Origin of the sequence: Nocardioides imazamoxiresistens (genome assembly GCF_032378595.1) — a bacterium.
Classification (GTDB): domain Bacteria; phylum Actinomycetota; class Actinomycetes; order Propionibacteriales; family Nocardioidaceae; genus Nocardioides; species Nocardioides imazamoxiresistens.
The window spans coordinates 40,115-53,521 of sequence record NZ_JAVYII010000005.1; the positions used below are offsets into that span (position 1 = coordinate 40,115).

The window sequence follows — 13,407 nt, forward strand, 5'->3', positions numbered from 1 at the left end:
CGCGCGTCCTACCCCGTGGCCCACCCCGCACGCCTAGCCGCGGGCGGTCTCCTCAGCAGCCGCCCGGGCGTCGCGCAGCGGGGTGATCCACGCCTGGTGGGTCGCGCTGTTCTTCGTGATCGCCAGCAGGTCGTCCATGTGCGGCTCCAGGCCGGTGACCTTGTCGAGCGGCACGCCGATGACGAGCTGGAAGCCCAGGCCCTTCCAGGCCCGCACCGCACGGCCGGCGAACTCGGAGTCGGCCTTGACGAAGCCCTCGTCGAGGAAGACCGGCGCGAACCGCGGGCGCGAGCGCAGCTCGTCACCCAGGCGGAAGCGCAGCGCCGAGCCGACGATGAACGCCACCAGCTCCTGGCTCTCGCCACCGCTCTTCTCGCCGAGGGTGCGGTAGGTCGCCCGCAGCTCACCGGTCAGGTGGTCGTAGCGCTCCGCGCTGATCTCGACGTGGCGACGCACGTCGAGCAGCCGGTCGCGGTCGCTCGGCCCGGCGGTCACCGCCCCGGTGGCCGAGGGCAGCCGCAGCTGCTCCATGAACCGGCTGAGCTCGACGAACCGCTGCTCCAGCGCCGTCTCGTCGCTGGCGTCCACGGTGCTCGAGGTGAGCGCCCGCAGGTCCTTGAGGAAGACCTGCACGTGCGCGGGCGCGAGCCGGCGCAGCCGGATCCGCAGCCGGTCGCGCGCCGCGCCGAACTCGAGGCGGCGCAGGATCGCGTTGATCGGGTCGAGGCGGTCCTCGATCTCCTCGACCGAGGCGGCCATCGCGCCGAGCAGCGGCACCAGGTCCTGGCCGCTCCACTCGGTGAGGCGGCGGCGCCACTCCGCCCGACGATCGGCCAGGCCCTTGCCCCGCACGTCGTCGAGCACTGCTGCGTAGTCGCCGTAGGAGTCCGGAGTCGTGCCCAGGTTCGGCGAGGGCCAGCGGACCTGGTAGAGCCGGAAGACCGCGACGAGCTCGTCGTCGACGCGGCGGATCTCGGCGTCGGCGTCCGCGACCGCGGCGCCCAGGTGCTCGTGCAGGCGGTGGGCCGTCTCGGCGAACCGGTCCAGGTCAGCCGGGTCCGCCGGCGCGGCCGCGGCCGCGAACTCGCCCGCCAGCGCCGCCTCCTGCTCCGGCGTGGGGGCGGCGGCCTCGCGCTCGTCCGCCTCGGCGAGGGCGTCGGTGACCTCGTCCTCGCTCTCCACGAGCGCCAGGTGCGCGGCGTTGAGCTGCTTGCTGCGCTCGTCGAGGGCGTACCGCTCGCGGCGCGTGACCTCCAGCCGCTCGGCCAGCTCGGCGATCTGGGCGTCGAGCGCCTGCAGCCGGTCGTCGGCGGACAGGATCTCGGCCCGTCGTCGCTCCAGCTCGGCGATCCGGCGGTCGCAGCCGTCGACGTCGATCCGGTCGAAGCGCTCGCTCGCCAGCGCGTCGTAGGAGCCGCGCTGCTTCTCCAGCGCCGCCGTGCGACGGTCCAGCTCGGCCACCTCGGCGTCGATGCCCGCGAGGTCCCGCTCGAGCTCCCCGAGCTCCTCGGCGATCTCGGCGAGCGCGTCCGCGCTGGTGAAGCCGATGATGCTGCGGGCGTCGTTGCGTCCGTGCGAGCCGCGACGGCCGTTGCGGGTCTGGCCCGCGACCGTGACCCGCAGCCCGCTGCCGGACAGCTCCTCGGGGGTCTCGACGCACAGGGCGTCGCGCGACGGCTCGGCGACGTGGGCCTGCACCCAGCCGGTGAACGGCGAGTCCGCGTGCAGCAGCTTGCCCGCCACGCGGTCGGGATCGGCGTCACGGCGCCGCGGGAGGTCCAGCTCGACGCCCTCGAAGGTCAGCCGGCCGCGCAGCTGCAGGCCGTCGATGGCCGAGGAGAACCGCTCGAGCCGGTCGAGCGGCACCAGCAGGGTCCGGGCACTGCCGCCCAGCACCGTCTCCACCGCCGTGCGCCAGCGCGCGTGCTCGGGGGCGACGTCGACCAGCTCGGCGAGGAACGGCAGCTCGGCGACCTCCAGCCCGCTGGCGCGGGCCACCTCGCGGCGCATCTGGTCCATCCGGTCGGGCACCCGGCCGGCCCGACCCTGGAGCGAGTCGCGCTCGCGGCGCAGCTCGGACTGGCGGTGGCTGAGGGGGAAGCGCCGGTCGCGCGCCCCGTCGCGGTCGCGGCGAAGGGCGACCTGGCCCCGCTCCCAGCCGGCCAGCCACTGGCGCGCGTGCAGCTGCAGGGTCGCGAACGCCTCCGCCGAGAGCAGCGCGGAGTCGAGGTCGGGCGCCTGCGCGTCCGCGGCGTGCACCAGCGGCAGCAGCCGCTCCTGCAGGGCCGCGCGCCGCTCGAGGCGGTCCTCCCGCACGACCTGCTCCTGCTCGACCGCGAGGGCCAGGGACTGCAGGGTCGACCCGCCGGCGGCGCGGTGCGCCTCCTTCGCGGCCTCCAGGTCGGCGCCCAGCGACTGCTCGGTCGCGACGGTGCCGGCGAGCTGGTCGGAGGTCGTGCGTCGCGCCTCGCGGTTCTCCTCGACCGCCGTGCGCAGCAGCGCGGCGTGGGTGCGCAGCAGCCACAGCCGCAGGGGCGTGTCGCCGGAGGCGGTCACGCCGTACGCGTCGAGCTCGGCCAGGCGGGCGGCCGCCTCCCCGCGGCGGGCGTGCAGCTCGTCGATGCCGCCCAGCACCTCGAGCTTCTCCTCGGCGGTGCGCATCGCCGCGTGCGCGGCGTCGAGGTCGTCGAAGTGCTCGACGGCGCGATCGGCCGCGGCGTACGTCGCCGGGCGCTCGAGCACCATCTCCTTGTAGAGCTCGTCGACGCTGCGCACCTGGTTGCCGGCCTGGATCCGCGCCAGCAGCCGCAGCGCCTTCGACCCGTCGCCGTTGGCGCCGATGCCCAGGCGGGCGTGCAGGACGGCCGAGAACTCCGCGTACGTCCGGTGCACCCGCAGGCCGGGGAACAGCTTCTTGAGGGTGGTCGCGTGGAAGCGCTCGGGCACCGCGAGCTCGAGGGTCTCCAACGACAGCGAGCTCTCGTGGGTCGCCAGCTGCATCTGCACCTCGCCGGAGCGGGTCGCGCGGCGCGGCACGTAGTAGGTGCGCAGCACCGTGAACCGGCCGCCGCGGTCGTTGACGAACGTCATCGCCACCGCGCCCCAGGTGTCGCTGCCGCGTCCGCGCAGCAGCTGCTCCACGGGCCGTCCCGTGCGGGGGTCGTCGACGACGTCGACGGCACCGCGCAGGTACGACAGCAGGTTGCGCTGACCGGCGCCACGGGCCCGGCCGGCGACGGCGTCGTTGGAGGCGCCGTTGAACTTGGTGTCCGACGGCATCATCAGCGCCGTGTAGGCGTCGAGGATCGTGCTCTTCCCGACCCCGGAGGCGCCGGAGATCATCGTGGCGTCGCCGCGCAGCGGCACCGACGTCAGGCCCCCGAACCCGCCCCAGTTGACGAGCTGCAGGAGCGCGGCGCGCCACTGCACCGTGTCGTCCGACGGGAGCGCCACGACCTGGTGCTCGAAGAGGCCCTCCGCCTCCGCTCCCTGCTCGACCTCGTCGATGCTCACTGCCACTCCTCGTCGGCCGTCGCGCCGGTCGGCTCGTCGGTGTCGTCCGCGACATCGGTGTCGTCGGCATCGTCGGGGCCGCCGCCCACGCCGTCGCCCGGCTCCTCGGCGAACAGCGCGGTCTCGTCGGGCTCCGGCGTGGCGCGGTTGGCCTCGCGCAGCGCCGCCAGCAGCTCCTGCAGCAGCTCCAGCGGCAGCAGCGGCTCGACGGCCTCGCTGATCTCGAAGCGCTCGTCGGTGACGGCGCCGATCAGCAGGCCCGCCTTGACGATGCCCTGCACGGCCTTGCGCGCCCGCCGCTCGTCCCCGGCCTCGTCGGTCGCGTGCAGCGGGCGGAAGGAGGCGACGTGCTCGAGGATGTCGTCGTGGTCGACGTAGACCCGGGCGTCGCCGCTCGCCAGCCCGGCCCGGAGCCGGTCGCGCAGGTGCACGAGCACGAGGGTCTCCTCGCGCGACCAGGCGGCGTCGTACAGCAGCGTCGGGAACCGCTCCCCCGCCTCGCCGGTGGCCTGGCGCTTCCACGCCACCTCGCGGCCGCGGTCGATCGCGAGGTCGAGGAACAGCTCGTTGAGCCGGCCGCGCAGCACGCGCTCGTGCTCGACGAGCACCGCCCAGTCGCGCGGGTGCGTGCGGGCGCTGATGAACCGCTGCTTGAGCAGCGTGACGAACGCGTGGCGCTGGGCGTGGTCGAGCCCGCCCTCGTCGCCCTCCCACAGCGAGACCGAGCCGGCGTCGAGGTCCGCCTCGCCGTCGGTCGCTGCGGGGTCGAGGTCCACGTCGGTGCTCATGCGGGCGTCCCGTTCTCTCGTCGGTCGGGGTCGGGCAGCGCGGTGCGGGGCACGGTGAAGGCCCGCACGGTGCCGTCGGGGCGGACGGCCGCGTAGTCGTCGGTCTCGTCGGCGCCGGCCCCGGCGCCGGTCGGCCCCTCCAGCCAGCCGCGCTCGGCGGCCAGGTGCAGCAGGCCGAGGATCTCGACCGGTCGGCGCAGGGACGGCTCGAAGGTCTCGAACACCTCGGCCAGCGACCGCGCGGGCAGCAGCGAGGCCAGCGAGGCGTCGAGCCGCTCGCGCAGGGTCTCCAGCTGCGGACCACCCTGGGCGAGCAGCTCGGCGTACGACAACGGCGGCGCCAGCGTCGGGTCCGCCGCGGTGATCCGCTCGGGCGGCACGTCGTCGGCCGGGTCGTGGAAGCGCTCGCGCAGGTGGTCGATGCCGGCCCGCGGGGGCAGCAGCGGTACGCCGTGGCTGGCGCGCGGCCCGGTGCGCGCCATCCAGGTGGTCATCTCCGACTCCACCTGGCGCAGCGTCTGCTCCAGCTCGCGGTCGCGGACCGCGTCGTGGGAGACGATGTACTCCTTCAGGGTGGCGGTGACCCGGGAGCGCTGGGAGAGCACGCGGTCGAGCCCGTCGCGCACCAGGCGCACCGTCCCCCGCAGCTCGGCCCGGTCGGCGTCGCTGAGGATGCTGCCGGCCATGGGGTGCTCGAGCAGGGCCGTGAGGTCGGCGCGCAGGCGGCCGACGAGGTCGTCGTCGCGCAGCAGGGCGAAGGCACCCTCGAATGCGCGTCCCTCCTGCGTGGCGGTCATCAGGGCGTCGGCGCGGGCCAGGTAGTCGTCGATCACCTCGCCGGCGGGGCGGTCCTCGGCGCGGAAGGCCGCCAGGATCTCGCCGCGGATCCGGGCGAAGCGCTCCTCGACGCGGGCGAAGTCGCTGGGCAGCGCCGAGACCAGGGCGAGCAGCTCGGTGAACCCCTCGAGCATGTAGTCCTCGGTGACGCTCACCATCTCGGCGCCGTCGACGAGCCGGTCGCGCTCGCCCTGCAGGCGGGCGATCTCCGCCGACAGCAGCGTGACGCGGGCCGTGCGGTCGGGGTGCGCCTCGGCGTTGAACCGGCGCACGGTGCCGAGGATGGTGGCGATCCGGTGCTCGCTCAGCGTCGCCCGGTCGCGCGCCAGCGTCTTGACCAGCTCGAGGGCCTGCTGGGCGTGGGAGGTCAGCGTGTAGACCTCGGTGCCGGTCTCGTCGAGGGAGCGGACCAGCCACTGGCCGCGCATCCAGCGCTGGCACAGGTCGCGGCCGCTGCCCGCGGGCAGCTCGTCCTCGCCCGCCGCGCGCATCTCGGCGACGTGGGCCTCGACCTGGTGGTGCAGCCGCGCCGTCGGGACGGGGCGGTTGTCGCGCCCGAACGCGGCGCGGAAGATCGTGATCACGACCGCGGCCTGCCGCTGGTGCAGCAGGGTGAGCGTCGGCTGGGCGAAGGCGTCCTTGACCCGCGCCAGCTCCCCGGCGATCCCGCTCATCCGACCTGCTTCCCCGTCCGGTGCTCGTGCGACGCGCAAGCATCGCAGACGGGGCCGACAGTCTCCGAGTCCGCGGGGGCCCGGAGCAGGCCGGACGCGGGCGCGGCGCGGGTCCGGGCGCTCGCCCGGGCCCGCGCCGGCGGTCCCGCCTCAGGCGTCGGTGCTGTAGACCTCGTCGACGTAGCCGTCCCCGTCGGTGTCGTAGCCGACGGTGTCGACGTACCCGTCGCCGTCCGAGTCGTGGTCCACGACGTCGATCACGCCGTCGGCGTCGGTGTCGTGGGAGGCGGTGTCGAAGACGCCGTCGCCGTCGGAGTCGGCGTGGTAGGTGTACGTGTCGGCGTAGCCGTCGCCGTCCAGGTCGGTCTGGACCGTGTCGATCACGCCGTCGCCGTCCGCGTCGCGCTGCACCTGGTCGATCACGCCGTCGCGGTCCGTGTCGACCTCGACCTGGTCGATGACGCCGTCGCCGTCGGTGTCGTACTCGACCGTGTCCGCCAGCCCGTCACCGTCGGTGTCGTAGCGGAAGGCGTCGTCGTAGCCGTCGCCGTCGGTGTCGCGGGCGTCGGTGAGCACCGGCGCGGCCTCCGGGGCCGGCGCGGGCTCGGCCGCCGGGGCGGCGGGCTCGGCGGGCTCGGCGGGCGCGGGTGCGCCCGGCGCGGGCGGGGTGTCGTCGGAGGCGACCGAGAAGACGTACTCCCCGTCCCCCACGCTCAGCGTGTCCACGACCCCGTCGCCGTCGGCGTCGAGGGCGACGCTGTCGGCCACGCCGTCGCCGTCCGTGTCCGCCTCGGCGTAGTCGGGCACGTCGTCCCCGTCGGTGTCGAGGACCAGGGTGTCGGCGTAGCCGTCACCGTCGACGTCGGCGAGCAGCGACTCCGTCGCCCCGTCACCGTCGACGTCCGTGGTCACGGCGTCCGTGGCCCCGTCACCGTTCACGTCCCACTGCTGCTGCGTCATGCCGACCTCCTGCGCTCGTGTCCTGCTCTCCACACGGTCAGAGGGCCTCGGACCCACGGATGTTCCCGCGGGCGCGCCACGAATCCGCGGACGGCGCCCGGGCGGCCGCTCAGAGCCGTGTGACCTGCCCGGACTCGACGTGCCAGCGCTGGTCGACGTCCACGTTGGCCAGCAGCCGCCGGTCGTGCGAGACCAGCAGCAGGGTGCCCTCGAACGACGCGAGCGCCTGCTCGAGCTGCTGGATCGCCGGGAGGTCGAGGTGGTTGGTCGGCTCGTCGAGGACGAGCAGGTTGACCCCGCGCGCCTGCAGCAGCGCCATGGCCGCGCGCGTACGCTCCCCCGCCGACAGCCGGGCGACCAGCGAGCCCACCTGGTCGGCCTTGAGCCCGAACTTGGCGAGCAGGGTCCGCACCTCGGCCGGGGTCCACTCCGGCACCGCGGCCTCGAACGCGGCGCCCAGCGGCTGGTCCTCCGCGAGTCCGGTCCGCGCCTGGTCGATCTCGCCGACCGCGACCGAGACGCCCAGCGACGCCGAGCCGCCGTCGGGGGCCAGCCGGCCGAGCAGGAGCGCCAGCAGGGTCGACTTGCCGGCCCCGTTGGGTCCGGTGACCCCGATCCGCGCGCCGGCGTCGACCTGCAGGGAGACGGGCCCGAGCGTGAAGTCGCCACGCCGCACGACGACCTCGTTGAGGGTCGCCACCACCGTCGACGAGCGCGGGGCGGCGGCGATGCTGAACCGCAGCTCCCACTCCTTGCGCGGCTCCTCGACCTCGTCGAGGCGGGCGATCCGCGACTCCATCTGCCGCACTTTCTGCGCCTGCTTCTCCGACGACTCCGACTGGGCCCGGCGCCGGATCTTGTCGTTGTCGGGGCTCTTGCGCATCGCGTTGCGCACGCCCTGGGAGCTCCACTCGCGCACCGTGCGCGACCGGGCCACGAGGTCGGCCTTCTTCTCCGCGAACTCCTCGTACGCCTCCCGCGCGTGGCGGCGGGCGACCGCGCGGGCGTCGAGGTACGCGTCGTACCCGCCGTCGTAGACGGCCACCTGGTGCTGCGCGAGGTCCAGCTCGACCACGCGGGTGACGCAGCGGGCGAGGAACTCGCGGTCGTGCGAGACGAGCACGACCCCGCTGCGCAGACCGCGCACGAACGTCTCGAGCCGCTCGAGGCCGTCGAGGTCGAGGTCGTTCGTGGGCTCGTCGAGCAGCACGAGGTCGAAGCGGCTCAGCAGCAGCGCCGCGAGCGCGACGCGGGCGACCTGGCCGCCGGACAGCGACGTCATCTCGGCGTCGGCGCCGGCGTCGAGGCCGAGGTCGGCGAGCACGCCCGGCAGCCGGTCCTCGAGGTCCGCGGCACCGCTGGCCATCCAGCGGTCGAAGGCGAGGGCGTACGCGTCGTCGGCGCCCGGCGCCCCGGTGCCCAGGTCGGCCGCCGTGGACTCCATCGCGGCGGTCGCGGCGGCGGCGCCGGTGCGGCGGGCCACGTAGCCGGCGACGGTCTCGCCCGGCACCCGCTCGTGCTCCTGCGGCAGCCACCCGACGAACGCGTCGGAGGGCGCGAGCGAGACCGAGCCGCCCATCGCCGTGTCGTCGACCCCGGCGAGCAGCCGCAGCAGGGTCGACTTGCCGGCCCCGTTGGCGCCGACGACGCCGACGACGTCGCCCGGGGCCACGGTCAGGTCGAGGGAGTCGAAGAGCACGCGATGGCCGTGGCCGCCGGCCAGGTCCTTCGCGACGAGGGTCGCGGTCACCGCTCGAGCCTAGTGCCCGGCCCGTCGGGTCGCCGCGCGTGCCGCGGGCGCGCGTGGCAGGGTGCGGGCGTGACCGAAGAACGCACCGGCGCCGCTCGGCGCGGGCGCCCCGGGTACGACCGTGCGACCGTCCTGCGACGGGCGATCAGCCTGTTCAACGAGCGCGGCTACGAGGCGACGAGCATCGCCGACCTGGCGCGGGACCTCGGGGTCACCAAGTCGGCGGTCTTCCACCACGTGTCGAGCAAGGAGGACCTCCTGGCGGCCGCCCTCGACGAGGCGCTGGACGGGCTCGCGGCGGCGACCGACGCGGCCGTCGCGTCCACGGGTGCCAGTGCCCGCGAGCGTCTCCGGGCGGCGGTCACCGAGTCGGTGTCCATCCTCGTGGAGCACCTGCCCGCGGTCACCCTGCTGCTGCGGGTGCGCGGCAACAGCGCGGTGGAGCAGCGGGCGCTGCAGCGCCGCAGGGCCATCGACGACCGTCTCGCCGCGCTGGTCCGCGAGGCCGCGGCGGACGGCGACATCCGCGACGACATCGAGCCCGAGCTGGTCAGCCGGCTGATCTTCGGCGCCGTCAACTCCCTGGTCGAGTGGTACCGGCCGGGCGGCCCCCTGTCCCCCGAGGAGCTGGGCGCCGCGGTGGTCCGGATGACGTTCGAAGGACTGGCGCCCCGGACCGAGGTGCCGCCGCGCTGACCGGAGCGCACGCCCGGTGCAGCTCGGCGTTCAGGCGTCGAAGTCGACGGCGACCTCGTCGCCGACGGGGTACGTCTGGCAGGTGAGGACGAAGCCCCGCGCCACCTCGTCGTCGTCGAGCGCGTAGTTGCGGCGCATGTCGACCTCGCCCGAGGCGACGAGCGCCCGGCAGGTCCCGCACACCCCGCCCTTGCAGGCGAACGGCAGGTCGTGGCGCGAGAGCGCGGCCGAGTCGAGGATGGTGCGGTCGCGCGGCACGCGCGCGGACGTGGTGCGACCGTCGAGCGCGATGGCGACCTGCGAGGTCTCCGCGTCGACGCGGTCGCCGGTCGGGCGGACCACCTCCGGCGGCGGCTCGTCGACGTGGAACAGCTCGACGTGCACCTTCTCCCGAGCCACCCCCAGGTCGTGGAGCACCTCGCGGGCGTCGACGACCAGGCCGAAGGGGCCGCAGAGCCACACGTGGTCGAGCGCGTCGAGCGGGACGAGCGCGCGCAGGATGGCGCGCAGCCGGGCGGCGTCGATCCGCCCGGAGAAGAGGTCGACGGTGTGCGGCTCGCGGGAGAGGACGTGCACCAGGTCGAACCGCGCCGGCCACCGGTCCTTCAGGTCCGCGAGCTCCTCGGCGAACATGACGGAGCCGCTGCTGCGGTTGCCGTAGACGAGCGTGACCGCGGCCGCCGGGTGCCTCAGCACGCTCGAGGCGATCGACAGCACCGGGGTGATGCCGGAGCCCGCGGCGATGCACAGGTGGCGCCCGCCGTGGCTGGGGTCGGCCCGGAAGCCCCCGCTCGGCGCCTGCACCTCGAGCACGTCCCCCACGCGGACCTCACGCACCAGCCAGGACGAGAAGAGTCCCCCGGGGATCTCGCGCACCCCGATCCGGGGCCGGGCGCCGACCGGGGCGCAGATGGAGTACGTCCGGCGCTCCTCCACGCCGGCGACGGTGCGACGCACGGTCAGGCTCTGGCCGGCGGCGAAGTCGAAGACCTCCCGGAGGTGCTCCGGGACCGCGAGCGTCACCGCCGCCGCGTCGTCGCACAGACGGTCCACCGCGGCGACCTCGAGGCGGTGGAACTCCGTCCGGGGCCTCGCCGGGAGCTCCTCGGCTGGCGAGCGGGACACGTCAGATCTCCTTCACGTGCTCGAACGGTTCGAGGCAGTCGGTGCACCGGTAGAGGGCCCGGCAGGCCGTCGGCCCGAACTCGGACGTCAGCTCGACGGCCGTCGAGTCGCACCGGGGGCAGCGGACGTCCCGGCGCACGGGCAGCAGACGCAGAGCGACGGGACCGCCCTGCGGAGCGGCTCCGGGCGGGGACACACCGTGGTCGCGCAGCGCCCGCCGACCGGCCTGCGTGATCAGGTCGCTCGACCAGGCGGGCTCGAGGCTCACGACCACCTCCGCCTCGAAGCCGGCGTCCTGCAGGGCGCGGACGAGGTCGTCGCGCATGGTCGCCATCGCGGGGCACCCGGAGTAGGTCGGCGTGATCGTCACCCGCACCCGTCCGTCGGCCTGCACGACCACGTCGCGCAGCACCCCGAGGTCGTGCAGCGTGAGCATCGGCATCTCGGGGTCGGTGACCGAGGCCACGACGGCTCGCGCCCGGTCGGCGGCGACCGCGGACCGCACCGCCGTCACCATCGCCCCCGGGGGTGCTCGCGCGCCACGACCTGCATCTCGGCGAGCAGCCGGCCCAGCGCCTCCGTGTGCCGCCCGTCCCGGCCGGCCCGCCCGCCGTGGGGACCGACGTCCTTCACCTCGGGGCGCTCCAGCCGGGCGACGCCGAGCACCTGGTCGAGGAGGGCGTCCACCTCGTCGGCGACGCGCGAGGGCGCGACGCCGACACCCGCAGCGTCGACCTCGGTCTCGACCACGTGGTCGTCCACCAGCTCCCAGCGCCACGGCCACACCGTCCGCAGGCCGGCCTCGACCCGGCGCCGGGACTCGTCGGTCCCGAGCGCGAGCGTGACGACCCAGCGCGCGGCGTAGTCGCGGTGGTACGCGACCTCCTTCACCGCCTTGGCCGCGATCGCGGCCAGCACGGCGTCCCGACTGTCCACGAGTCGTTCCATCAGCGCGAGGCGCCAGGTCGAGAGGACCATCAGCCTCGCGACGGTGACGGCGAAGTCACCGTTGGCCTGCTCGACGAGGCGCACGTTGCGGAAGCGGCCCTCGGGCCGGAAGAACGCCAACGCGTCCTCCGGCGGCACGGGCGAACCCTCCGGGAGCGCCGGCACCACGGTCGGGTCGGCCGCGGCGGCCCTCGCCAGCAGCAGACGTGCCTGGCCGAGCAGGTCGAGAGCGATGTTGGCCAGCGCGATGTCGTCCTCGAGGTCGGGTGCGCTGCTGCACCACTCCGAGAGCCGGTGCGAGGCGATCAGGGCGTCGTCGCCGAGCATCAGGCAGTACGCGGCGAGGGCCGCGGTGTCCACGCCGTCGGGCACGGTCGTGTCGACGCCGGCGAGCGGGTCCTCGAAGGAGGTGCCGAACGCCCACCGGGAGTCGTCTCCTCCCAGGAGCCCGTCGTAGACCGAGTCGTGCTCGCTCACCTGGTCCATGGGTCCTCCTCTCACATGTGCGGGACGTCGGAGGGGATGTCGTAGAACGTGGGATGGCGGTACGCCTTGTCGCCGGCGGGGTCGAAGAGCCGGTCCTTCTCGTCCGGGCTGGACGCGGTGATCGCCGAGGCCCGCACGACCCAGATCGACACACCCTCGTTGCGCCGGGTGTAGACGTCGCGGGCGTTGCGCACCGCGGAGCGGTCGTCGGCGGCGTGCAGCGACCCGACGTGGACGTGGTTGAGCCCGCGCCGGCCGCGCACGAACACCTCGTAGAGCGGCCACTCGGCGTGCGGGACCTCGCCGATCCCGGTCGGCACGCCGTCGAGCGGCACGGCGCCGTGCCCGCCGTCGGCGCTCAGGTCGCGCCCCTGGCTCATCGCCCCTCCCCCGCGGCCGGCTCGAGAGCGTCGGACTCCCGGCGCGCGTACGCCAGGGCGGCTTCGCGCACCCAGGCACCGTCGTCGTGAGCGCGACGACGGTGCTCGAGACGCTGCGCGTTGCACGGTCCCTCGCCGCGGAGGACCGCTGCGAACTCCTCCCAGTCGGGCCGGCCGAAGTCGTGGTGGCCGCGCTCGGCGTTCCAGCGCAGCTCGGGGTCGGGGAACGTCACGCCGAGGCGCTCGGCCTGCGGCACCGACATGTCGACGAACTTCTGGCGCAGCTCGTCGTTGGTGTCGCGCTTGATCCCCCAGGCCATCGACTGGGCGGTGTTCGGGCTGTCGTCGTCCGGCGGCCCGAACATCATCAGCGCCGGCCACCAGAAGCGGTCGACCGACTCCTGCACCATCGCCCGCTGCTCGTCCGTGCCGCTCATCATCGTCATCAGCAGCTCGTACCCCTGCCGCTGGTGGAAGGACTCCTCCTTGCACACGCGGATCATGGCCCGCCCGTACGGGCCGTACGAGGTGCGGCACAGCGGCACCTGGTTGCAGATGGCGGCGCCGTCCACCAACCACCCGATCGTCCCCACGTCGGCGTACGACAGCGTCGGGTAGTTGAAGATCGAGGAGTACTTCTGCTGGCCCGAGACCAGCTTCTCGGTCAGCTCGGCGCGCGAGACGCCGAGCGTCTCCGCGGCGGAGTAGAGGTAGAGCCCGTGGCCCGCCTCGTCCTGCACCTTGGCCAGCAGGACCGCCTTGCGCCGCAGCGAGGGCGCCCGGGTGATCCAGTTGCCCTCCGGCTGCATCCCGATGATCTCGGAGTGGGCGTGCTGGGCGATCTGGCGCACGAGGGTGGCCCGGTACCTCTCCGGCATCCAGTCGCGCGGCTCGATCCGCTCGTGCCGGGACACGACCGCGTCGAAGTGATCCTGCAGGTCCTGCTGCTCCTGCTCGTCCAGCGAAACGACCGCCATGGGTGCTCCTCGCGCGCATCCTTTACTGACCGATCGGTCCGGAACACCGTGACACGCGTCACGGGAGTTGGCAACCACCGGGACGCGAGTCGTGGGGCTCCCCCGCCGGCGACGGGCCGGGAGGGGCGCGGGAAAACACAAGACCCGGTCTGCATCGCAGACCGGGTCTTGTTCCTTGTAGCGGGGGCAGGATTTGAACCTGCGACCTCTGGGTTATGAGCCCAGCGAGCTACCGAGCTGCTCCACCCCGCGTCGGTGAACAGAATGTTACGC

The 13,407-nt window shown here is 74.4% G+C and carries 11 protein-coding genes and 1 tRNA gene; 1 reads left to right on the top strand and 11 read right to left on the bottom strand.

Translation table 11 applies throughout. From position 1 onward, the window contains the following. Positions 1 to 33: 33 nt before the first annotated feature. The 5 genes from RDV89_RS11715 to RDV89_RS11735 form a co-directional block, all read right to left on the bottom strand. On the bottom strand, positions 34 to 3,513 hold the full coding sequence (locus RDV89_RS11715) for an ATP-binding protein (protein ID WP_315733234.1): 3,480 nt from the start codon (positions 3,511 to 3,513) through the stop codon (positions 34 to 36). Beyond that, positions 3,510 to 4,301 (bottom strand): DUF4194 domain-containing protein, encoded by a 792-nt coding sequence (locus tag RDV89_RS11720; RefSeq protein WP_315733235.1) that lies wholly within the window; start codon positions 4,299 to 4,301, stop codon positions 3,510 to 3,512. Before RDV89_RS11720 ends, RDV89_RS11715 begins: the two co-directional genes overlap by 4 nt. Next, positions 4,298 to 5,812 (bottom strand): DUF3375 domain-containing protein, encoded by a 1,515-nt coding sequence (locus tag RDV89_RS11725; protein ID WP_315733236.1) that lies wholly within the window; start codon positions 5,810 to 5,812, stop codon positions 4,298 to 4,300. The genes RDV89_RS11720 and RDV89_RS11725 overlap by 4 nt, the downstream gene beginning before the upstream one ends. A gap of 150 nt (positions 5,813 to 5,962) precedes the next feature. After that, positions 5,963 to 6,772, bottom strand: a complete 810-nt coding sequence (locus RDV89_RS11730) for a hypothetical protein (protein WP_315733237.1) — start codon at positions 6,770 to 6,772, stop codon at positions 5,963 to 5,965. Between the two features lie 109 nt (positions 6,773 to 6,881). Next, positions 6,882 to 8,522, bottom strand: coding sequence for an ABC-F family ATP-binding cassette domain-containing protein (locus tag RDV89_RS11735; RefSeq protein ID WP_315733238.1), 1,641 nt, complete (start codon positions 8,520 to 8,522; stop codon positions 6,882 to 6,884). A gap of 69 nt (positions 8,523 to 8,591) precedes the next feature. Here RDV89_RS11735 and RDV89_RS11740 point away from each other — a divergent pair, with 69 nt between their 5' ends. Then, on the top strand, positions 8,592 to 9,218 hold the full coding sequence (locus RDV89_RS11740; protein WP_315733239.1) for a TetR/AcrR family transcriptional regulator: 627 nt from the start codon (positions 8,592 to 8,594) through the stop codon (positions 9,216 to 9,218). A gap of 30 nt (positions 9,219 to 9,248) precedes the next feature. On the opposite strand, the gene paaE is transcribed toward RDV89_RS11740, so the two are convergent. The 6 genes from paaE to RDV89_RS11770 all read right to left on the bottom strand — a co-directional run bounded on the left by paaE (position 9,249) and on the right by RDV89_RS11770 (position 13,386). Further along, on the bottom strand, positions 9,249 to 10,343 hold the full coding sequence (gene paaE / locus RDV89_RS11745) for a 1,2-phenylacetyl-CoA epoxidase subunit PaaE (protein ID WP_315733240.1): 1,095 nt from the start codon (positions 10,341 to 10,343) through the stop codon (positions 9,249 to 9,251). Between the two features lies 1 nt (position 10,344). Continuing rightward, positions 10,345 to 10,848 carry a 1,2-phenylacetyl-CoA epoxidase subunit PaaD gene (gene paaD, locus RDV89_RS11750; protein ID WP_315733241.1) on the bottom strand — a complete coding sequence of 168 codons (504 nt, stop codon included), beginning with the start codon at positions 10,846 to 10,848 and terminating at the stop codon, positions 10,345 to 10,347. Positions 10,849 to 10,853: 5 nt separating this feature from the next. After that, a complete protein-coding gene (paaC, locus tag RDV89_RS11755) occupies positions 10,854 to 11,777 on the bottom strand; it encodes a 1,2-phenylacetyl-CoA epoxidase subunit PaaC (RefSeq protein WP_315733242.1) in 924 nt (307 codons plus the stop codon). 11 nt (positions 11,778 to 11,788) lie between these two features. Next, positions 11,789 to 12,157, bottom strand: coding sequence for a 1,2-phenylacetyl-CoA epoxidase subunit PaaB (gene paaB / locus RDV89_RS11760; protein WP_438823274.1), 369 nt, complete (start codon positions 12,155 to 12,157; stop codon positions 11,789 to 11,791). Further along, positions 12,154 to 13,134: a 1,2-phenylacetyl-CoA epoxidase subunit PaaA gene (paaA, locus tag RDV89_RS11765; RefSeq protein WP_315733243.1), complete on the bottom strand. Its 981-nt coding sequence runs from the start codon at positions 13,132 to 13,134 to the stop codon at positions 12,154 to 12,156. Before paaA ends, paaB begins: the two co-directional genes overlap by 4 nt. Positions 13,135 to 13,312: 178 nt before the next feature. Continuing rightward, positions 13,313 to 13,386 (bottom strand) — tRNA-Met (locus RDV89_RS11770). Between the last annotated feature and the right edge of the window lie 21 nt (positions 13,387 to 13,407).

Bases quoted from the DNA above. Each gene is read 5' to 3' on its own strand.
- RDV89_RS11725 (WP_315733236.1), bottom strand. From the start codon at position 5,812: ATGAGCGGGATCGCCGGGGAGCTGGCGCGGGTCAAGGACGCCTTCGCC.
- RDV89_RS11720 (WP_315733235.1), bottom strand. From the start codon at position 4,301: ATGAGCACCGACGTGGACCTCGACCCCGCAGCGACCGACGGCGAGGCG.
- paaC (WP_315733242.1), bottom strand. From the start codon at position 11,777: ATGGACCAGGTGAGCGAGCACGACTCGGTCTACGACGGGCTCCTGGGA.
- RDV89_RS11730 (WP_315733237.1), bottom strand. From the start codon at position 6,772: ATGACGCAGCAGCAGTGGGACGTGAACGGTGACGGGGCCACGGACGCC.
- paaA (WP_315733243.1), bottom strand. From the start codon at position 13,134: ATGGCGGTCGTTTCGCTGGACGAGCAGGAGCAGCAGGACCTGCAGGAT.
- paaB (WP_438823274.1), bottom strand. From the start codon at position 12,157: ATGAGCCAGGGGCGCGACCTGAGCGCCGACGGCGGGCACGGCGCCGTG.